This window comes from Flagellimonas marina (genome assembly GCF_042651185.1).
Taxonomy (GTDB): domain Bacteria; phylum Bacteroidota; class Bacteroidia; order Flavobacteriales; family Flavobacteriaceae; genus Flagellimonas; species Flagellimonas marina.
This window is the reverse complement of record NZ_JBHSCL010000007.1, coordinates 454,122-474,701: the sequence shown is the minus strand read 5'-3', so window position 1 is coordinate 474,701 and position 20,580 is coordinate 454,122. Positions and strand designations below refer to the sequence as shown.

The window sequence follows — 20,580 nt, the reverse complement described above, 5'->3', positions numbered from 1 at the left end:
CCTAGACCTTTCTTCAATGGTTAAATATTTCATAATTATTGACAAAAAAAAGGGGATACACGCCTGTATCCCCAAACCAAACAAACTAAAGTATTAACTAACTACTCATTTTCGTCTTCGAATTTTGTATCTGCCATTCGCGTGCGCTCAAACTGAATTTCCTTGAATCGCGGTGATAGGCTTTTGTCATCGGAATCGAATACCAAAAACTGATCGGTATTCATTGTTTGAAGTCCGGTATATGAATCGAATCTATTATTCTGAATCTGAAGTATCTGTAAGCTTGCCAACTGACCAAATTCAGCAGGAATTTCACCTCCCAATTGATTATTGGCCAACACCAACTCCTTCAGTTTCCCCAATTTCCCAATTTCTTGTGGAATGGTACCTTCCAAGCTATTCTCAAAAAGTCCCAAGGTTTCCAATTTCGTGAGGTTTCCGATAGCCGTGGGTATAATGCCTTTTAAATTATTACTGGATAGATTAAGCTCTTTCAGGTTTTTCAACTCTCCAAAAGATTCAGGTATGGGGCCAGTCAAAAAGTTATTGAACATGGAAAAAACCTGAATTTGACGCAATTTCCCAACACCACTGGGAATAGAACCTTTAATGCGGTTCATTTCCAATCGTAGTTCAATAAGGTTCTCCAACTTCACAATATCTTTAGGCAGAACCCCTGTAATGCTATTGAATGCTAAATTAAGACGGGTAAGGTACTTTAGTTTTCCAATGCTTTCGGGAATAGTTCCCTCCAAGTTGTTCATGAACAACTTAACCTCCACAACGTGTCCATCCTTTACCTCCACACCTTTCCAGGTATGCACAGGTGCTTTCAAATCCCACGTGGTGTTCCATTGAGTCCCATTGGTACTGTTGTACAAATCTATTAGGGCATCCTTCTCCTTCTGGGAAACTTCCACATTGGCAGAAACTTGACTTTGGGATGACATCAAGAATATGAAAAAAATGGCCAATCGAATCATTGAATACTTATTTACGTATAAAGAATTTACCTACAAAGTAAGAAGAATACGTAAAAACCTACAAATAAAATCGGCGAAATGATAGTAAATTGTTGTGTATTAGCTCAAAAGTGTGGTTTAAAAACTGTATTTGGTGTCAGTTCAACAATTCTAAATCGTGGGAAAGCTTCTCCCAGTCCTCCATCAATGACTCCAAATTCTTCTTTTTCTTTTGGTAATTATCAAAAAAATTAGGTTTGGCGATGGTTTTATCGTAATCCATGAGCAGCTCATGATCTATTTCACTGATTTCCTTTTCCAACTCTGAAATCTTCTTTTCCACCCCACTGAGCCTGTTTTTCAATGATTTTTGCTTTTTTTGGGTGTGATAATCGCTTTCTTTCTCTTCTGCCTGAACTTTTGCCTCTACTTTTTTCTCACCTTTCTCAATTTTTCTGAAATCCTCGGCTTTGCGTTGCTCCAGATAAAAATCGATATCTCCCAAATATTCCTTGATGTTGCCATCTTTGAACTCGTATACCCGATTTGTAAGTCCTTGTAGGAAATCTCGATCGTGGGAAACCAAAATCAAGGTTCCTTCAAAGTTCTGTAGGGCCTGCTTTAGCACATTCTTGGATTTGATGTCCAGGTGGTTGGTAGGCTCATCCATGATCAGCACATTGAACGGTTGCAGCAACATTTTGGCCAATGCCAATCGGTTTCGTTCCCCACCGGAAAGCACCTTTACATATTTTTCTACCTCATCCCCCCGAAAAAGAAAAGATCCCAAAATATCCCGAACCTTACTTCTGTTCTTTTCATTGGCGGCATCGGTCATGGTATCCAGAATGGTTTTGTTCCCATCCAAATATTCAGCTTGGTTCTGTGCAAAATAGCCCAATTGCACATTGTGACCTATTTTCACGTCACCCGTATGGTCCAATTCCCCCACAATTATCTTGGCCAGAGTGGTTTTTCCTTGTCCGTTCTGACCAACAAATGCAGTTTTACTGCCACGTTCAACCAATAGATCTATGTCCCGAAGCACTTCATTTTTTCCATAGCTCTTGGACAGGTTATCCAGCTCTACTACCACCTTCCCTGGGTTAACAGAGACAGGAAAGCGGACATTCATAACACTGTTGTCCTCCTCGTCCACCTCAATCCGTTCCATCTTGTCCAACTTTTTTATGAGCGATTGTGCCATGCTGGCCTTACTGGACTTGGCCCTGAATTTTTCAATGAGTCTTTCGGTCTGTGCAATCTGCTTTTCTTGGTTTTTCTGGGCGCTGAGCTGCTGTTCCTTGATTTCGCTTCGCAATTCCAGAAACTTGGAATACGGTTTTGGGTAATCATAAATTCGGCCCAAGGAAATTTCAATAGTGCGGTTGGTGACATTGTCCAAGAACATTTTATCGTGGGATACGATTACCACGGCTCCCGGGTAACTTTTAAGAAACTGTTCCAGCCAAATAATGGATTCTATATCCAAGTGGTTGGTGGGCTCATCCAACAACAATACGTCATTGTTTTGAAGGAGGAGCTTGGCCAATTCAATCCGCATACGCCATCCACCGGAAAACGTATCGGTCAACTTGTTGAAATCGGCTCTTTTAAACCCGAGGCCCAACAGCACTTTTTCAGTATCGCCCTGATAGTTGTAGCCGCCCAAGATCTCATAATGGTGGGTTACGTCGTTCAAGTCGACCATCAATTGGTGGTAGGAATCGCTTTCATAATCCGTTCGTTCGGCTAATGCCGTATTGATTTCCTCCAGCTTACCCTCCAAGGATTTGATTTCAGCAAAAGCTTGGTAGGATTCATCCAAAACGGTTCGGCCCTGTTCAAAATCAATATCCTGCTTTAAAAATCCAATCTTTATATCCTTTTCCATGGCGATGGTTCCTTCATCCGGAGCCATTTCCTTCGCCAATAATTTGAGCAATGTAGATTTACCGGCACCGTTTTTTCCGATAAGACCAACCCGGTCCCCTCCATTTAAGCGAAACGCGATTTCCTCAAAAAGATATTCACCTCCAAAGGCTACTGAAAGATTATGAATATTTAGCATTTAATGTGACTTGAATTACACAGCAAAACTCGGTGAATCCGTATTTTTGCATCAAAATCGCTGCAAATGTTAAAAAAAGGAAGCAAACTGTACAGTATTTTAACAGGAAGTTGTCCCAAATGCCATGAGGAGAGCATGTATAAAAACACCAATCCTTATGCCCTTTCCCAATTATTTAAAATGCACGAACGTTGTTCGCACTGCGGCACAAAATACAAGATTGAGCCCTCGTTTTTCTATGGTTCCATGTATGTGAGCTATGGGGTTGGGATTGCGTTTGCAGTAGCCGCTTTTGTAATTTCGTATTTGTTTCTGGGGACTTCATTGAAGACTGCCTTTATTGCCATTGTGGGCACCCTGGTGGTGTTTATGCCCGTAATTATTCGACTATCGCGAAATATTTGGATTAATTTCTTCATCAAATATGATTCCAGTGCGGCCAAGAGCAAAGCTGTTTTGGAACATGAAATGAAATAATTCTTTTTCCATCAAAAACTTAACTCCCAACATCTGATTACTGTAGGAAAGTCCTTCCTTCGGAAGAAGCAAGTTCTCGGTACTTTTCCTTCGGAAAAACTCGAACTGACGATTAAGTCAGGGGTTGTAGTATTTCTTTGTGAACCGTTTGATATCGATTTCAGGGTCTATTGAGTCTTTGCGTTCGATAAAATTGAACAACTGGGCGGAAGTGTAGGGTGCTATAAGCACACCGCGGGACCCAAATCCGTTCAGAACATAAAGATTTTTGTGTTCTGGATGTTGCCCGACCAAAGGTCGTCTGTCCACAACGGTAGGGCGAATGCCGGCCACATGGTCCACGACCTCAAAATCACATTTTAGAAACGTTTTTAATTTGTCCAACAGTTCTTTTTTGGATGCTTCGGTAGGTTCATTGGTCTTGTCCTTCCATTTGTAGGTAGCACCAATTCGGTAAAGGTCGTCACCCAATGGAATACTGAAAACCGAAGATTTTATCACATTTTCTTCGTTGTAGTCCGGCGCTTTTATCGTCAACAGCTCCCCTTTGGTCCCATTAAGGGGGAGATAGTCAAAAAATGGATTGTTTTTGAGGCCATAGCCGCAAGAAAATACAATTTGCTTGGCTTGTATCGATTTGTATGAAATATGTCCCTCTTGATGCTCAAAACAAGAAAAATCGAAAGACTCTTCAGTCAAAAGACCTTTCTTGTTCAAATACCCTTGGTAGGATTCCACCAAAGTGGCCGTGTCAATCCTTCCAGTGTGCTTTACCTCACCAAATCCGAAGGGGGCATCAATACTTGAATTTTTGTTTTGAACGATGGTAGTGGACAAAAAGTGGTCGAGACCGGGCTTGTCAGAAGCTTCAAACCATGCATTCTGTTCTTCGATGGAGGCAAACCTACGCAGCACAGGAACTTTGTAGTCCAATTTCTGACCCAATTTTTGCTCCAAATCTGCATAGAAGGGTTGGGCCAGTTCCATTTGTACTTTGGCCTTCCACGCCAAGGTGAACCGTTTTAAAATGACTGGGTTATAGAGCCCTCCGGCCACTTGGGAGGCCTGCTGGGAACTATCCGAAACCACGGTAAAGGTTTTACCTTCTTTTTCCAGCACCTCACAGAAGGAAATTCCGGCCAAACCCAAACCAACAACCAAGTAATCATGCATGGTGCAAAAGTAGGAATCTCAAGTAAATGTTGCTTATTTGGAGGTGGGTCCTTTTATGGTTGGACACGAACTACACCAATCGTCACGAATGTTGGATGTTTGAGTGATAAGTAATGGGTGCAACAGATCGGTGATTTTGTTGTTTTTTATTCCGATTGAGCAAGCAATTCCGATACCTGCTAAATTTTATTTCCTTTCCTTTCCATATTTATCCATTTTACAACCACAATTTTTACAGGTATTTCCACCCCATAAAATTTCCTTCCATCCTTTTGGTTTTCTTATTTTAGGTTGTTCAGTATTACATTTCGGGCAATAAACAGTTTTTAAGTTAATTCCAAAGTCTTTAATTCTAATGCTCATAGTATTTTAATTTTTAATTGAGTTTTTTCAACATTTCTTGCAACGTTATAAGATATGATCCGTTTTAATACTTCGGCTATTTGCCTTTAGGCAGAGAAAATTGAAGTTAGCATTTTTCAAGGAAAATATCCAGCTAGAATTGACGAACGAGCACTGTACTACCAATTACCCCTTTCCTATTCCTTAAACTTTCCTCTTTTTCTGATTTCTCGCTTTTGTCTTCGACTACCTGCCCGTCTGGCAGGCGGGCGCTCAGACTGACAGCTCGAAATGACAGTTTTATCTTGAATGCAAAAAAAACGCCGCACTTTCGTGCGGCGTTAGTTGTATTGAATTGGAAATTATTTGGTGGGAATCCCGATTTTCATCGGGATTAATTCTGCTAACAAACAACTTTGATCCCCCAGAGGGCTTTCAAAGTTGAGCGTTATTAATATGCCCACATATCTTGCTCCCTGTCTCTTATGTGCTCTTTAATTCGTTGAGCTTCCAAGAGCTGGAACAATGCATTGTCAAAAATATAATCGTCTATTTCACGATCTTCGTGAACGTTTTCCTCTTTGTAGATCACTCCGTTGAAACGGCGCGCATTCAACAACATATCAAAGGAAATGGGTCTTGCAGAGTTCTGCTGGTTGTAAACTTTGGCATCGTGCAGAATTTGTCTTGCTGCAGGGTACCAAACCCAGAACAATTCTACTTTGTTCTGCCCTGGATTCATGGATTCATCATCGATGAAGTTTACATCGGGTGCAACGGGTGCAATTCCCAATAAACGATATTTAAGCTCTCCTTGGCGTTTATCGAAATACCAGATTCCTTTGATTCGGTACTCTTCAATATCTGCGGCGGTAAGATCTCTTTTGTTGATAAACTCAGGAGAAATTTGCTCACCGGCATTGTATTGCTCGTACCCAAGGTCTGTGGTATCCACTTTGCTCAAGGTTGCTGATAGGTCCTCCAACTTTCGCTTTTCCGTAAAGTAAGAGTCGGTGTAGACCTCTGTCAGTTTACCATTTCTGATGTTTTTCATCAAAACATGGTAGAGCGACCTTCTGTCCTTTCCAATACCTATGGTATCGGTAGGGTAATATAGTGGAAAGTTTACTCTCTCGTCAAGATCGATGATTTCCCACACGGTCTTGGACCAAAGGATATCCCTATCATCCACATAACCATAAGGCAGGGGTTCATCAGCATCTTGCTCAATTTGAGCTTTGGTCTTCTTACCGATATCCTCGGGCAACTTGGCATTTAAAATATTTGCCTGTCCCATCATTGATACGGGTAATACCGCCAACAATCCAATTACTAATGCATTTTTCCAATTCATGATCACTTGTATACTTTATTAGTTTGTAATCTCAACCACAACAGGAGATACCTTTTTCAACTTGTACGTCTTGTTGTTGGTGATGTAAGCTTGGATATCGAAAATCTGAACAGCATCACCTCTACCAGCTCTACTCAAGGCAGATTTAGCTCTGTTGTCCAATTTGTTACCGTTAACCACTACTGTAGGTTGACCTGGTACTTTGAACTTGAACTGGCCAACGGCTAGGTTCAAATCAAAATCAAAGTCTTCCAACATGGCTCCGATGGTAGAAATCTCCAAGTTTCTTCTTGGCATTTGAATACTACCGGATTCACCACGTACAGTACCTGCTGGTCTTGGAATATCCTTGATACGGAACTCAGACTTGGTAGAGATACCTTTACCATCAGGCAATGTTCCTGAAGCAGTAATGGTTACACTTCTACCTGTACCTGGGTTCATCACATACTGGCTTCCGCTTCTTCTGGTCAGACCAGGTGCAGAAGCATTCACTTTGTTATCAGGAATACCAGGGATGGAGATAGTCATTGGGTTGGCCACACCACGGTACACTACGTTCATTTTATCAGCAGAGATAACCGCTGCGTTAGGCATGGAGATGGTTGCAAAAGTATTGTTCACTTCTACAGGCACCTCGTTACCATCTTGCATGTATGTCATGGTTCCTTTAATGGTATGATCACCAGGTGTACCAGCACTGATCAACATTTTGATCCCACCAGCTTCCAATTCGTAATCTTTACCTTCGGTCAAGGGTCTTCCGTCCAAAGTCAATTCAGCTTTTACAGGAGTGGACGTCTTGTCAGTTTTGCTAACAATGATCTTACCATCATACTTTTCGCCTGAATAGTAAGCCGTTTTTGGAGCAGACAATGCACTGGCAAAGTTGGTCAAGGATACAGCCTCGGTCAACTCACCTTCCAAAAGGGTTTTCAATACCTCTTGCTCAGTGGTTTTAATGTCGGCCTGCAACTGGGTCATCTTTGTTAAAGAGGCTACCAATGGGAAACCTTCGTAGTGATAGTTGATCCAATCTTGACGTGTACCGTCTCTTTTCTCAACTTTACCATCTTCATCTCCAGTAGCAAAACGAGCTTTTACTGCAGATTTTAATGATTCAAACTCACCTTCTGGCAAAGCGTTGATCACACCTTCACGGTAGGCATTGATTTGGTCCATGAACTTCTTTCCTTCTGGGCCCAAATTGTCACCCTGGAAAAATTTCTGGTCCAAGTAGTCTGATTTATCCATAACCACATAGTCTTTTGGATCTTCCAAATCTGCGGTCATTTCTTTCTTCAATCCTTCCAAATAGCTGTAGTAGTTATCTGAAAGTTGTTTGATCTCTTGAGCGTCTTTGTACAGCTCGCCATACTCCTCCTCGTTTTCTGAAGCTTTGGTTTCCAAGCTTGCAAAAAAGTTAGAGTTGTTTTCGTCCATATTGGTGTTGGAAGTTTCCAACTTTTCATTCATAAGTCCGAAAGCGGCAAGTACTTCCTTGCTCATATTAAGGGCCAACATCGCGATGAAGATCAAGTACATAAGGTTGATCATCTTCTGACGTGGCGTTTGTTTTCCTGATGCCATGTTTATCTAATTAGAATTATAAATTAATTTGATTTGGGGTTTGGTATATCAACTAAAAACCCTAATTAGTTTCTTCCGCCCATGGCAGTTAGCATATTACCGTATACTCCGTTCAAAGAAGATAGGTTGGTAGCTAAAGATTCCATTTGCTCTTTTAATGCACCAGCATTCTGAACTACTTCCTCGTTGATGGAAGCTTGACGACTAGCACTTTCCAATTGAACTTTGTAAAGGCTGTTCAAAGATTCCATTTGAGCAGCGGCATGAGACAATTCCTCAGAGTATTTTTTGGTGTGCTGGATTGCATCTGTGGTAGGAGCAATATTCTTGGCAGCACCTTCAAAACTCTTGATACTTTCACCCAAGCTTGAGAAAAGCTCAGAATCAATATTGGCCTCTTTTAAAAGGTCATCCAATTTTCTGGAAAGGATTCCTTCAGCTTCTTTGGCGTCTTTAGCATCTTGCTTTCTTTTAGAATCTGCTTGACCACCAGACAATTCTGGGTATACCAAAGACCAATCGTATTCGTCGTCTACTGGTTCAAATGCAGAGATCGCAAAGATCAATGCTTCAGTAATAAGTCCAACTGCAAGAAGAAGTCCACCTGTAAGTGGTCCAAACTCCCAGTGAAGGATCTTGAACAATGCACCAATAATTACTACCGATGCTCCAAGCCCGTAGGCCATGTTAAACAGCTTTTTTGTTGATTTTGACTGTGCCATAATTCTAGTTTTAATTAAGTTATATAAATAAGTATTTGGTTACTGGTTTATTTATATAGTGTTCTTTTTTTCTTTTAATCTGTTATAATCCGCTTCGTGCTCCGTTTGTGGAGTCTTCCTCTCCCATGTAATCCTGAACGGTTCTGAACCCGATGTAGCTTCTTGCTGAATCTTGGTACTCATAATCACGTGTACTTACTTGCAGGAAGTAGGCCACATCTTTCCAAGATCCACCACGAATCACTTTTCGCTGATTGTTCTGGGAACCGATGTTCGGGTTCATGGTGGACAAATATTCGTAAGCACCTGCATCAAAACTTGAATTTGTCCATTCCGATACGTTACCGGCCATGTTGTACAAGTTGTAATCGTTGGGCTCAAAAGATTTTGCTTCCACGGTATACAATGCAGCATCTGCTGCGTAATCACCACGTTGAGGCTTAAAGTTGGCCATAAAGCATCCCGTATCACTAATTACGTACGGTCCACCCCATGGGTATGTTCCTCCTTCAATTCCACCTCTGGCGGCGTATTCCCATTCGGCTTCGGTTGGCAACCTAAATTGGTTCACGAATTGCTTTCCTCGGCTTTTTTGGTCATCGTTCTTAAACTTGGTCCTCCAATTGCAAAATGCTTTGGCCTGCATCCAGTTTACCCCCACAACGGGATAATCACTGTACGCATCATGCCAAAAATAATCATTGTGCATGGGTTCGTTATAGGAATATTCAAAATCCCTGATCCACACGGTGGTGTCTGGATAAATCCCTAGCTCTTCATGTTTTATGAAATCCTTTCTACTTCCGGTTCTGGCACGGGCAGCAGCCTCAATGTCCATCCAGCTGTATTTGTACTTCAATTTGGTAACGTCTATAGACCTTAACCCATTGTAGCTCTCTTCTTCTGGAAGATAAATGGAATCCATTACCTCGGCATAGTACTCATCTGGGTATTCAGACGTATCCCATACCAAATCAACATCAGTATTCAATGCTCTGCCTTCATATCCTGTGGCTCCCATTCCGGCATAGTTATCGAGCATATACTTGTCATACACAGAAAGCTCGGTGGTGTCCGTATCCTTAAAAGCATACTCACCAATACCTTCATCTTCTGGGCCTATGCCCAATTCATCGGCCAAAATGGCCAATCTGGTTCTAACAATGGAATCTTTTACCCACTCTACAAACTGACGGTACTCACTATTTGTGATTTCCGTATCATCCATATAAAATGAACGTACGGTAACCGTTCTTGTAGGTGCGTTCAAAACTTTTGCTTGATCCTCATCGGCTTTTCCCATAACAAAGGCGCCTCGAGGAATCAGTTCCATTCCATATGGTTTCTCCGGATGCCATTTTTTTCCAGGGGCCCCAACTAACTCACCTTTTGACCTTGATTTAGACCCGCAACTGCTGAGTAAAAAAACAAGTGCTATAGATGATAAGAATAGCTTTCTCATACTTTAGGTTAAATTATTCGATTCAAGATTATAAACTGCTCTACACAAATTCATTACTCTCAAAACTACTTTTTGAATGAATTATTGTGTAAAACCAATTAATGCTCAAAAATTAATTTGTTTAGTTAAAGCCCTTTCTGTAGGCCTTGAACCACCTTTCTGGAATGTTTTGGTTGCAAGCATCCAAATAGTCCCCTTCGGTGCAAGGTAATAACGCAACCGAATTTGTTTTAGTATGTTCAGGTAAAATTGATGGGACTTCTACCCACCATCTTTCGGTAACATGGCTTTTATAAAATACCAGTTCCTCGGTATCGGTGGGTACGGTGAACTTTGTAAAATCCTCACTCTTTGAAGTTGGGGTTTCCTTGATCCTAAAGCTCAACCCCTCTATAAAGTACCAAATGATCTGGGCAATCATTTGAAACGCCTGATGGGAATTCTCCCCTTCGTAGATGCCAAACAAGGAGACACGGTCACTGATACCAGCATATCGGGCAATGGTACAGATTTCCCTTCCAGTAAAACCATTGGGGGAAAAGTTTTTGGACAATCCCATTTCGCAGGCGCGAATGGCACGTAAATCCAAACTAACAATATCCGTGCTTCGTAAAACCGGTTCGGTCAGCTCCAAATTGGCAGCAATGTCTCCCAGGCGATAGGCATCAAAGAACAGACGCTCCATTAAATCTATCTCTTCTTGTGCATTGAAATAGCTCTGGTAACCAATGTTGGAAAAATTAAAAAGATTATTGGGTTTATCCGTAATAATCTTACTCATATAGGAATGCGAAGAAATCAATTCGTCATCCTCGCCAAAATCGAACCGACTATCTATGGAGACCAGATTCACCATTTCCTTGATCTTGTCAAACGCCCGATAGGTAGGAAAGGTGATGTCTTGGGTGCAACCAATTATAATAGGTATGATGTTCTCTTCAAGTAGGCCTGCTACAATCTCCTTCACCACAAAATAGGTGTCATCCACGGTATCACCCTCTTCCACATCCCCAATATCGATGATAGTGGAGTTCCAATTGCCCATCATAAGGCGGTAGAGCTGAATCCGGATTTCATCCACATTCAATAGCTCGGTTTTTTTCTCAAATGCATTTCTAGATTCCAATACGCCAAAAATGGCTACATCGGCGTGGGCAAACACTGGGAGTCCATCCTTTTCGGTATGTACGTGGATGTTTTTGCCCAATGACTGTTCCGGCAGCAACTCAGAATGTGCCAACACTTTATCCTTCACAGGAACCAAAAAATCGAATGCCATATTATTTCTTAGCTTTTGACTTGGCTTTTTTCTTAGGAGTTTTCTTTTCCAATAGGGCCTTGGCTTCTTCCAACGAAACTTTGGTGGCATCCACATCTTTGGACAATTCCACTTTTACCCTACCTTTAATAATATTGTGTCTTCCCCATCGGGCCTTCTCAATCCTAATTTTTTCATCTGGCCATTCCTGCACTACCTTTTCGGCTTCTTTTTTCTTTTTGTCCTCAATGAGTTGTTCAATATCGGATTGGGAAAGATTATCAAAATCATATTTTTTGTTCACATTGATGAACATTCCATCCCATTTGATGAACGGTCCAAATCGACCTTTACCTTTGGTAACTTCCTTCCCTTCATAACTTGCGATAGGGGCATCTGCTTTTTCCTTTTCCTTGATCAATTCAATGGCCCTATCCAAATCTACATCAAAAGCACTTTCTCCTTGACCGAGTGAAATGAATTTTTTCCCAAATCGAACATAAGGACCATAACGGCCTACATTGGCCTCCACCTCTTCTCCTTTATAAACACCGAGCTTGCGTGGCAATTGGAAAAGCTCCATGGCTTCTTCAAAGGTGATGGTATTGATGGATTGATCGGGCAATAAGCTTGCGAACAATGGTTTTTCTTCTTCATCCACAGTTCCTATCTGGACCATGGGGCCAAAACGGCCCAACCTTGCAGCCACTTGTCGGCCCGATTTTGGGTCCGTACCCAACACACGTTCCCCGCTGGCACGTTCCGCATTCTCCTCAACTTCGATTACATTGGGATGAAACTCCTTGTAGAAAGACTTCATCATGTGTTGCCAATCTTCCTCGCCCGAAGCAATCTCGTCAAAGTCTTCTTCTACCTGTGCCGTAAAATTGTAATCGAGGATTTTGGTAAAGTGACTCACCAAAAAATCGTTCACGATCATTCCGATATCGGTTGGCACCAATTTTCCTTTGTCGGAACCCACCATTTCAGATAGTTTCTTTTCAGCAAGTTTGCCTTCTTCCAAAAGCAATTGAATATAGTTCCGCTCTGAACCTTCCACGCTTCCTTTTTCCACATACCCCCTGTTTTGAATGGTTGAAATGGTCGGTGCGTAAGTGGATGGTCGTCCGATTCCCAATTCTTCCAGTTTTTTTACCAAGGAAGCCTCCGTGTATCGATACGGCGGTCTTGTGAATCGTTCGGTGGCAGAAATGAAAACATTTTGCAATGCTTCGCCCACTTTCATGGCTGGAAGCATTCCCTCTTGTTCCTCAGCACTGTCTTCGTCATCGGTTCCTTCCAAATACACTTTAAGGAAACCATCAAACTTAACCACCTCTCCATTGGCGGTAAATTCTTCTTGGTGTGTATTCGCCTGAATCTTAACATTGGTACGTTCCAACTGGGCATCACTCATTTGCGAAGCAAGGGTTCGCTTCCAAATCAGTTCATATAATTTTGACTGGTCCCGCTCCAACGAAGGGGACTGCAATTTCATATCTGTAGGGCGAATGGCCTCATGGGCCTCTTGCGCTCCTTTCGTTTTTCCTGTATAGTTCCGCACCTGACTGTAATCCTCCCCATAATTCTCCAAAATGGCATCCTTGGCCGCGGCCAAAGCTTCATTGGAAAGATTTACACTATCCGTTCTCATATAAGTAATGAGACCCGCTTCGTACAAGCGTTGGGCCACTTGCATGGTTCTGCTCACCGAAAAGTACAGCTTACGGGAAGCTTCCTGTTGCAAAGTGGAAGTGGTAAATGGTGGTGCTGGCGATTTCTTGGCCGGCTTTTTATCCAAGTTAGCCACCGAAAAATCGGCTCCCATATTTTGTTTCAAGAATGCTTCTGCTGCTTCCTTACTTGGAAAGGTCTTGTTGAGCTTTGCCGAAAAAACACTTCCTTCTTCTGTTTTAAATTCAGCTTTAATTCGGAAGGATGCTTCGGGTGTAAAGGCATCAATCTCGCGTTCGCGTTCCACGATCAGCCGAACCGCCACCGACTGTACCCGACCTGCGGAGAGTCCCGGCTTTATCTTTTTCCACAATACCGGAGAAAGTTCATACCCTACCAATCGGTCCAAGACCCTTCTGGCCTGCTGGGCATTTACCAAGTTGTAATTGATTTCTCTTGGATTCTCTATCGCTTTTTGGATTGCTGATTTGGTAATGGAGTTGAAAACAATCCGCTTTACCTTATCCTTGTCCAAATTCAGTGTCTCCGCCAAATGCCAAGAAATGGCTTCTCCTTCCCGGTCCTCATCGCTGGCCAACCATATGGTATCGGCCTTTTGGGCAAGGTCCTTGAGTTTTTTCACCAAGGCCTTCTTCTCCTTGTCAACTGTATATTTTGGCTTAAAATCGTTTTCTACATCAACCCCAAGTTCTTTGGACGGAAGGTCTACAATATGTCCAAAACTGGATTCTACTTGGTATTCTTTTCCTAGAAATCGTTCTATGGTCTTTGCCTTTGCGGGGGACTCAACAATAACTAAATTCTTTGGCATGCACTAGGTTTTGTGGTAACAAAAGTATATCAAAAATTCGATTTTGAATTTTTTACAAAACTCTTATCAAAAAAATATCCCGCTAAAAACGGGATATTTACAATTGATATTGTGCTTTTTAGTTAAGCCCTATCTGACTGATGAGCCTAATATCGTTGTCTAAATATTCATATTGATAGAGGATGCCGTCACCCACCATTATCAAATGGTTTTCCAAAGGAATGACATCAAACGTAACAATATTTTCAAAATGATTTAACTCCACTAAATCCATAATATCGGTTTTATCATAGACCTTGAGTCCAGATTCCCCATCGCACACAAAGATCTTTTCACCTTTGATTCCCAAGCCATAAGGACCGTCCATGGGATATTGTACTACTAATTCTGGATTTTCAATATTGGAAATGTCCACAATGAACAAGCCACTTTCTGTAGCACCGCACCCATTGCCACCCCTAAGGGTAACATAGGCATAATCTCCATCCACAACGACAGGGTCGCAGGCCGTGCCATGTTCAAATTCTGAAATCAAGGACGGTGCAGCGGGGTCGGCAATATCATAAATATACATGCCGCGCATACTTCCCAAGAACAAATACGTGCCGTTATAAAAAATGGTCTCTATGTCGAAACCGGCATAAACATCATCCAAATTCTGCGGATTTTCCAAATCGGAAATATTAAACACATTAATATTATGACTGTCCACAGCGTAGAGATAATCATTTACAATTTTAAACCGTGCCAAAGAACCACCTTGCCCCGTACCTCCTGACGCATCATTGGCAAGGGCAAAATCCTCCCTAAATACAAACCCTCCGTTTTGTGCCTCAACTTCTGAAATCAGTCTTCTTTCGGTAGTGGTCTCCCAGCCAATGATCATCTCAGACTCATAATCAAAATTAGTGTCTTCCACCAAATCTGCTTCAAACGGAAAGAAAACATTTCCATATAGCACATTTTCCAATCGGTTGACCAATACTATATTGTTGATGTCTGAAATATCAATAACCACCAAGTCCATGAGACTATCTGCGTACAAATAATCGTCCTTCACCGAAATATCCACGTTCCCGGGAATTGTGATAAAGGCAATTTTTACAGGTTGTGAGGGATTACTGTTATCAATCACATGGATACCTTGGTACATATCATTGATAAAAATATAATCTTGATAGGTGTAAACCTTTCCAGATTCATTAACTGGCCTTGGGGCAACCACATCAACACTCGTAGCAAACTCGGCCTTGCTGATCACCAGCGGACGCGCCACCAGGTAATCAGCGTATTCGCCATTGGAATCATCTTTGTCGCAGGAGACAAAGAACAGTACGGTCAAAGAGAGTAGAAATAGGATTTTCGTTTTCATTTGCGTTTGTTTTTTCTGATTGAAACTGTGGTCATTAGATAAATTAAAGCTAAAAAAGTTGCGTTACATTTTTGGTTAAATTTTAACTGCCAAATTGTCACTAAAATGGAATAACCATTATCTTTGCAGCCCATTGTACGAATATGATAAAGGACGAAAGCGTAGAAAAAATAATAGACGAAAGCCAGCAAGGAAGCACTTTGACCTTGGAAAATAACCATAAGAACACCCGTAAGCTCTACATTGAAAGTTATGGGTGCCAGATGAATTTTTCCGATAGTGAAATTGTGGCTTCCATTTTGGCCAAGGAAGGATTCAATACCACCCAAATATTGGATGAAGCCGATTTGGTTCTGGTGAACACCTGTTCCATTCGTGAAAAGGCCGAACAGACCGTTCGCAAACGCTTGGAAAAATTCAACGCGGTAAAAAAGACCAATCCCGGAATGAAGGTGGGTGTATTGGGCTGCATGGCGGAACGACTCAAGAGCAAATTCCTGGAAGAGGAAAAAATAGTGGACATGGTGGTAGGCCCCGATGCCTACAAAGACCTACCCAACCTCATCCAAGAAATTGATGAAGGCCGAAATGCGGTCAATGTCATCCTTTCCAAGGACGAGACGTATGGTGATGTGGCTCCGGTACGATTGAACTCCAATGGCGTTACCGCCTTTGTTTCCATTACACGTGGCTGTGATAATATGTGCACGTTCTGTGTGGTGCCTTTTACCCGTGGTCGGGAGCGCAGTCGTGACCCACAGTCCATTTTACAGGAAGTAAACGAGCTATGGGAAAAAGGATTTAAGGAAATCACCTTGCTTGGGCAAAATGTGGACAGTTACCTTTGGTATGGTGGCGGATTGAAGAAGGATTATGAAAAAGCTTCGGATATGCAGAAGGCTACTTCGGTAAACTTTGCCAAACTTTTGGAACTGGTGGCCGAGGCTCAGCCCAAAATGCGCATTCGTTTTTCCACTTCCAATCCACAGGATATGACCTTGGATGTCATCGAGGCTATGGCTAAATATGAAAACATCTGCAACTACATCCATTTGCCCGTGCAAAGTGGGAGTAATCGTATTTTAAAGGCGATGAACCGACTGCACACCCGCGAGGAATATTTTGAGTTGATCGACAACATCAAAAAAATAATTCCAGATTGTGCCATTAGTCAAGATATGATAACGGGTTTCCCCACGGAAACCGAAGAGGACCATCAGGACACCTTAAGCCTGATGGAATATGTGAAGTACGACTTTGGTTTTATGTTCGCCTATTCCGAACGGCCCGGTACCCTCGCGGAGCGAAAAATGGAGGATGATGTTCCTGAAGCCATAAAGAAAAGACGCCTTACGGAAATCATCGAACTACAGCAAAAGCACAGCCATTATCGCACCCAACAACATTTGGGAAAAACGGAAGAAGTCCTTATAGAAGGTACTTCCAAAAAATCCGATGCGCATTGGATGGGCCGTAATTCACAAAACACAGTGGTGGTATTTCCTAAAGAACACTACAACATAGGCGATTTTGTGAATGTAAAGATCAATGAATGCACCTCTGCCACGCTAATCGGTGAGGCAGTGGGGTACTCAAAAAATAATTAAGAATCGTTTGTCATTCCGCTGGGATACTGAGCGTAGTCGAAGTACCGTGCGGAATTCAACAACAAAACAATAAAGATTCCTGCTTTTTCAGGAGTACCATAAATGGAAAGTATACAATCAATAAAACAGCGTTTTGAGCTCATTGGAAACGATGTAAAGCTCAACCGGGCATTGGAAAAGGCGATGCAGGTAGCCCCTACGGACATTTCAGTTTTGGTGACCGGAGAGAGTGGGGTGGGAAAGGAAGCCATACCAAAGATTATCCATTCCCTATCGCACCGCAAACATGCCAAGTACATTGCCGTTAACTGTGGAGCCATCCCAGAAGGAACCATTGACAGTGAATTGTTTGGTCACGAAAAAGGCGCCTTTACCGGAGCCACCCAGACCCGCAGCGGTTATTTTGAAGTGGCCGATGGTGGAACCATTTTTTTGGATGAAGTCGGGGAGCTTCCCTTAACAACCCAGGTTCGTTTGCTTCGGGTCTTGGAAAATGGCGAATTCTTGAAAGTGGGTTCTTCCCAAGTGCAAAAGACCAACGTTCGCATTGTGGCGGCTACCAACATCAACATGTTCGAGGCCATCAAAAATGAAAAGTTTCGAGAAGATCTTTATTATAGATTGAGCACTGTGGAAATCAATATCCCACCTCTTCGGGAACGTCAGGATGATATTCATTTGCTGTTTCGAAAGTTTGCCTCGGATTTTGGACAGAAATACAAAATGCCCACCATTCGGTTAGAAGATGATGCTGTTCACTTGTTGACCAAATACCGCTGGCCGGGAAATATTAGGCAGCTCCGAAACATTGCTGAACAGATTTCAGTGCTGGAAGAAAATAGGACCATTTCCGCATCAACATTGAACGGCTATTTGCCCAACGCCAGCACCTCTAATCTACCTGCCGTGGTAGGACAGACCAAAAAAGAGGGAGATTTTAGCAACGAGAGGGAGATTTTGTATAAAGTTTTGTTCGACATGAAAGGTGATTTGAACGATTTAAAAAAACTCACTCTGGAATTATTGAAGAACGACAATTCTGAAAAGGTTCAGGAAGAAAATGAAACCCTTATTCGCAAAATATACGGAAATAAGGAAGAAGAAGACATAGAAGCCGAAGAAAGCATGGCCGAAGTCCTCCATTTACCCGAACCCGTGGTAGAGAAACCGGCACATATTCCCCAGCCTCAAGAAGACCGCTATCATTTTGCGGAAGAAATTGAAGAAGAAGAAACCCTATCTTTACAGGAAAAGGAAATAGAGCTGATAAAAAAATCACTGGAGCGCAACCGCGGAAAACGTAAAGCAGCGGCTGCCGAATTGGGGATTTCAGAGCGTACCTTGTATCGAAAAATAAAACAATACGATTTGTAAATTGCCAACTTTACTACACCAAATTGAAATGAGAATGAAGAGAAAAAACGGTTTTAAAGTTGGACTTTTTGCACTGATCCTAAGTCTATACAGTTGTGGTGCTTATAATTTTTCTGGGGCCGATATTGGAACTGCTACGACCTTTCAGGTGAATTTCTTCCAAAATTATGCAGATCAATCCCCAAGTTCCATCATTGTTCCCGGTTTGGATCGGGATTTTACCTTGGCCTTACAAGATTTGATCAACAACCTCACCAGCCTTTCCCTTACCGGAAACAACGGTGATTTGTTGTACGAAGGAGAAATTGTGGAATACAAGGTGGTGCCCATGACGGCAACTGCCGATCAACGAACCGCTCAAAACCGGCTTACCATGAGCGTAAATGTTCGGTTTTTTAACAACACCAAGGAAGATGCGGATTTTGAACGCCGTTTTTCCTTTTTTTACGATTTTGATGCAGCAGCTTCACTGACCTCGGTACAGGCGGCTGCCCACGAAGAAATCTTTGATCGACTTACCCAAGATATTTTTAATGCTTCCTTGGGAAATTGGTAATTACTATGAACGTATCGGATTTTATACAGATTCTTCAAAACTCAAATACCATCCTATCCCCAAAACAAACTCGGGAACTGGAAGATATCATTGAGGAGTATCCGTATTTTCAGGCGGCCCGTGCACTGCATTTAAAGGGACTTAAAAATCTTGATAGCTACAAATACAACAACGCGTTAAAAGTTGCAGCGGCCCATACGGCGGATAGGGATGTACTTTTTGATTACATCACATCGAAGGAATTTATCCAAAACAACATTGCCGATACCATAGCGGGACGACGGTCAAAATTGGAAGACCAAAATGCCATTTCCGAAGAAATTGAACCCAGTGAAAATGTGAATGCCATGCTGGTGGAAGCTGAGGAAGTAGCGCTTCCCCAAAACATTCAGGATGCCGAGCAGATATTGAACCCTGCCTTGTTCAAATCCAAATCTCCTGAAAATCAAGAAGAGGAAAAAGCAGTTGAAAAAGAAGAATCTCCCAAGGCTAAACAAGAAACCACTTCAGAAAATGACTTGAACCTTGGCAAACCAATTCCCTTCACCAAAAAGGAAAAGCACTCTTTTACCGAATGGCTACAATTGACCTCCAAATCTACCGAGAAAGAACCCGAAGAGGATGTCATGGATGAATTGGAAAAGAAGAAAAAGTTTGATCTCTTGGACAAGTTCATAGAAAACAATCCCAAGATTGTCCCCAAGGAAAATACCAATCCCAAAATCGACATCAAAGCATCTACCAAGTTCGATAAAAACGAGCTGATGACGGAGACTTTGGCCAAGGTTTATCTGGAACAAAAGAAGTACAAAAAGGCCATTCAAGCCTTTAAAATATTGAGTTTGAAATATCCAGAAAAAAGTGGTTTCTTTGCAGACCAAATTCGGGCGGTGAAGAAGCTGCAGAAAGAAAAAGAATAAGATAAAAAATGAGCACGTTTACAATTTTTTTGATTTTGATCATTATCGTGTGCCTTTTGTTGGTCTTGGTCATTATGGTCCAAAATCCTAAAGGTGGTGGATTGTCCTCGTCTTTTGGAGGCGGTGGAAATCAAGTTGTGGGAGGTGTGAAGAAAACCGGTGACTTTTTGGATAAAAGTACTTGGACCCTTGCCACATTATTAATAGTATTGATTCTTTTGTCCAACGTTTCCCTAAAGGGAAGCTACAGCCAAGCAGATTCAAAATTGTTGCAGGGCGATGATACGGAGGCCACTATTCCAGAAACAGTGCCCGAGGAAGTCCCTGAACAACTTCCTACTGGCAGTTCCGATCCAACGGACACCATCAATTGATAGTGACAACGCATACAAAAATGCCAGCTTGAGTGACAAGCTGGCATTTTTGTTTTCCATAATGTCAGTTTTTGGGCATTGGCACAATTTCTGCCCCAATGTTCGAGAATTTTTAAAACAAATACCTAAATAATTAAAAATATGGCTAAAGTTAATATCAAACCATTGGCAGACCGAGTACTGATCGAGCCACTACAGGCCGAGACCAAAACTGCCTCCGGTATCATCATCCCGGACAACGCAAAGGAAAAACCACAAAAAGGCAACGTAGTTGCTGTTGGACCCGGAACCAAAGATGAAAAGGTCACCGTTAAAGTAGGTGATACCGTATTATATGGAAAATATGCCGGTACCGAACTTAAATTGGATGGTACGGACTATTTGATGATGCGCGAGAGCGATATTTTGGCAATAGTATAGCGGAAAATTCCAAAAACCAATAATCAAAATCCAAACCAAT

The 20,580-nt window shown here is 42.0% G+C and carries 18 protein-coding genes; 7 read left to right on the top strand and 11 right to left on the bottom strand.

Features of this window, described 5'->3' with window-relative positions:
* Positions 1-101 precede the first annotated feature (101 nt).
* Positions 102-983 (bottom strand): leucine-rich repeat domain-containing protein, encoded by an 882-nt coding sequence (locus tag ACFOWS_RS13320; RefSeq protein WP_379765317.1) that lies wholly within the window; start codon positions 981-983, stop codon positions 102-104.
* A 136-nt stretch (positions 984-1,119) separates the two neighbouring features.
* On the bottom strand, positions 1,120-3,033 hold the full coding sequence (locus tag ACFOWS_RS13315) for an ABC-F family ATP-binding cassette domain-containing protein (RefSeq protein WP_379765315.1): 1,914 nt from the start codon (positions 3,031-3,033) through the stop codon (positions 1,120-1,122).
* Between the two features lie 66 nt (positions 3,034-3,099).
* On the opposite strand from ACFOWS_RS13315, the gene ACFOWS_RS13310 reads away from it, so the two are divergent.
* Positions 3,100-3,510: a DUF983 domain-containing protein gene (locus ACFOWS_RS13310; protein ID WP_379765314.1), complete on the top strand. Its 411-nt coding sequence runs from the start codon at positions 3,100-3,102 to the stop codon at positions 3,508-3,510.
* 117 nt (positions 3,511-3,627) lie between these two features.
* Here the strand turns inward: ACFOWS_RS13310 and ACFOWS_RS13305 are convergent, their stop codons facing one another.
* From ACFOWS_RS13305 to ACFOWS_RS13265, 9 genes are all read right to left on the bottom strand, one after another.
* The gene (locus ACFOWS_RS13305; RefSeq protein WP_379765313.1) at positions 3,628-4,683 is read right to left on the bottom strand and encodes an NAD(P)/FAD-dependent oxidoreductase; all 1,056 of its coding nucleotides are present in this window, start codon (positions 4,681-4,683) and stop codon (positions 3,628-3,630) included.
* A gap of 186 nt (positions 4,684-4,869) precedes the next feature.
* On the bottom strand, positions 4,870-5,046 hold the full coding sequence (locus ACFOWS_RS13300; protein WP_379765312.1) for a hypothetical protein: 177 nt from the start codon (positions 5,044-5,046) through the stop codon (positions 4,870-4,872).
* Positions 5,047-5,476: 430 nt separating this feature from the next.
* Positions 5,477-6,379, bottom strand: coding sequence for a type IX secretion system ring subunit PorN/GldN (gene porN / locus ACFOWS_RS13295; protein ID WP_366587433.1), 903 nt, complete (start codon positions 6,377-6,379; stop codon positions 5,477-5,479).
* 18 nt (positions 6,380-6,397) lie between these two features.
* Positions 6,398-7,969, bottom strand: a complete 1,572-nt coding sequence (gene porM, locus ACFOWS_RS13290; RefSeq protein ID WP_379765309.1) for a type IX secretion system motor protein PorM/GldM — start codon at positions 7,967-7,969, stop codon at positions 6,398-6,400.
* A gap of 65 nt (positions 7,970-8,034) precedes the next feature.
* Complete coding sequence (porL, locus tag ACFOWS_RS13285) at positions 8,035-8,691, bottom strand: type IX secretion system motor protein PorL/GldL (protein ID WP_366587427.1); 657 nt, start codon at positions 8,689-8,691, stop codon at positions 8,035-8,037.
* 82 nt (positions 8,692-8,773) lie between these two features.
* Positions 8,774-10,153: a T9SS ring complex lipoprotein PorK/GldK gene (gene porK, locus ACFOWS_RS13280; protein WP_366587425.1), complete on the bottom strand. Its 1,380-nt coding sequence runs from the start codon at positions 10,151-10,153 to the stop codon at positions 8,774-8,776.
* 121 nt (positions 10,154-10,274) lie between these two features.
* The gene (locus ACFOWS_RS13275) at positions 10,275-11,432 is read right to left on the bottom strand and encodes a formimidoylglutamase (RefSeq protein WP_379765306.1); all 1,158 of its coding nucleotides are present in this window, start codon (positions 11,430-11,432) and stop codon (positions 10,275-10,277) included.
* Between the two features lies 1 nt (position 11,433).
* Positions 11,434-13,917, bottom strand: coding sequence for a type I DNA topoisomerase (topA, locus tag ACFOWS_RS13270; RefSeq protein WP_379765304.1), 2,484 nt, complete (start codon positions 13,915-13,917; stop codon positions 11,434-11,436).
* Between the two features lie 118 nt (positions 13,918-14,035).
* On the bottom strand, positions 14,036-15,289 hold the full coding sequence (locus ACFOWS_RS13265; protein WP_379765301.1) for an LVIVD repeat-containing protein: 1,254 nt from the start codon (positions 15,287-15,289) through the stop codon (positions 14,036-14,038).
* Positions 15,290-15,432: 143 nt separating this feature from the next.
* On the opposite strand from ACFOWS_RS13265, the gene miaB reads away from it, so the two are divergent.
* From miaB to ACFOWS_RS13235, 6 genes are all read left to right on the top strand, one after another.
* Entirely contained in the window at positions 15,433-16,896 is a 1,464-nt protein-coding gene (miaB, locus tag ACFOWS_RS13260; RefSeq protein ID WP_379765299.1) for a tRNA (N6-isopentenyl adenosine(37)-C2)-methylthiotransferase MiaB, read from the top strand.
* Positions 16,897-16,998: 102 nt separating this feature from the next.
* Entirely contained in the window at positions 16,999-18,270 is a 1,272-nt protein-coding gene (locus ACFOWS_RS13255) for a sigma-54 interaction domain-containing protein (protein ID WP_379765297.1), read from the top strand.
* A 28-nt stretch (positions 18,271-18,298) separates the two neighbouring features.
* A complete protein-coding gene (locus ACFOWS_RS13250; RefSeq protein ID WP_379765295.1) occupies positions 18,299-18,826 on the top strand; it encodes an LptE family protein in 528 nt (175 codons plus the stop codon).
* 5 nt (positions 18,827-18,831) lie between these two features.
* Entirely contained in the window at positions 18,832-19,746 is a 915-nt protein-coding gene (locus ACFOWS_RS13245; protein WP_379765292.1) for a hypothetical protein, read from the top strand.
* An 8-nt stretch (positions 19,747-19,754) separates the two neighbouring features.
* Positions 19,755-20,120 carry a preprotein translocase subunit SecG gene (gene secG / locus ACFOWS_RS13240; RefSeq protein ID WP_366587408.1) on the top strand — a complete coding sequence of 122 codons (366 nt, stop codon included), beginning with the start codon at positions 19,755-19,757 and terminating at the stop codon, positions 20,118-20,120.
* 141 nt (positions 20,121-20,261) lie between these two features.
* Entirely contained in the window at positions 20,262-20,540 is a 279-nt protein-coding gene (locus ACFOWS_RS13235) for a co-chaperone GroES (protein WP_036380142.1), read from the top strand.
* The last annotated feature ends 40 nt before the right edge of the window (positions 20,541-20,580 follow it).

Coding starts and splice junctions, on each gene's coding strand:
- ACFOWS_RS13255 (WP_379765297.1), top strand. CDS start 16,999: ATGGAAAGTATACAATCAATAAAACAGCGTTTTGAGCTCATTGGAAAC.
- porL (WP_366587427.1), bottom strand. CDS start 8,691: ATGGCACAGTCAAAATCAACAAAAAAGCTGTTTAACATGGCCTACGGG.
- ACFOWS_RS13305 (WP_379765313.1), bottom strand. CDS start 4,683: ATGCATGATTACTTGGTTGTTGGTTTGGGTTTGGCCGGAATTTCCTTC.
- ACFOWS_RS13235 (WP_036380142.1), top strand. CDS start 20,262: ATGGCTAAAGTTAATATCAAACCATTGGCAGACCGAGTACTGATCGAG.
- ACFOWS_RS13310 (WP_379765314.1), top strand. CDS start 3,100: ATGTTAAAAAAAGGAAGCAAACTGTACAGTATTTTAACAGGAAGTTGT.
- topA (WP_379765304.1), bottom strand. CDS start 13,917: ATGCCAAAGAATTTAGTTATTGTTGAGTCCCCCGCAAAGGCAAAGACC.
- ACFOWS_RS13300 (WP_379765312.1), bottom strand. CDS start 5,046: ATGAGCATTAGAATTAAAGACTTTGGAATTAACTTAAAAACTGTTTAT.
- porK (WP_366587425.1), bottom strand. CDS start 10,153: ATGAGAAAGCTATTCTTATCATCTATAGCACTTGTTTTTTTACTCAGC.
- ACFOWS_RS13320 (WP_379765317.1), bottom strand. CDS start 983: ATGATTCGATTGGCCATTTTTTTCATATTCTTGATGTCATCCCAAAGT.
- ACFOWS_RS13315 (WP_379765315.1), bottom strand. CDS start 3,033: ATGCTAAATATTCATAATCTTTCAGTAGCCTTTGGAGGTGAATATCTT.
- ACFOWS_RS13275 (WP_379765306.1), bottom strand. CDS start 11,432: ATGGCATTCGATTTTTTGGTTCCTGTGAAGGATAAAGTGTTGGCACAT.
- porM (WP_379765309.1), bottom strand. CDS start 7,969: ATGGCATCAGGAAAACAAACGCCACGTCAGAAGATGATCAACCTTATG.
- ACFOWS_RS13250 (WP_379765295.1), top strand. CDS start 18,299: ATGAGAATGAAGAGAAAAAACGGTTTTAAAGTTGGACTTTTTGCACTG.
- porN (WP_366587433.1), bottom strand. CDS start 6,379: ATGAATTGGAAAAATGCATTAGTAATTGGATTGTTGGCGGTATTACCC.
- ACFOWS_RS13265 (WP_379765301.1), bottom strand. CDS start 15,289: ATGAAAACGAAAATCCTATTTCTACTCTCTTTGACCGTACTGTTCTTT.
- ACFOWS_RS13245 (WP_379765292.1), top strand. CDS start 18,832: ATGAACGTATCGGATTTTATACAGATTCTTCAAAACTCAAATACCATC.
- secG (WP_366587408.1), top strand. CDS start 19,755: ATGAGCACGTTTACAATTTTTTTGATTTTGATCATTATCGTGTGCCTT.
- miaB (WP_379765299.1), top strand. CDS start 15,433: ATGATAAAGGACGAAAGCGTAGAAAAAATAATAGACGAAAGCCAGCAA.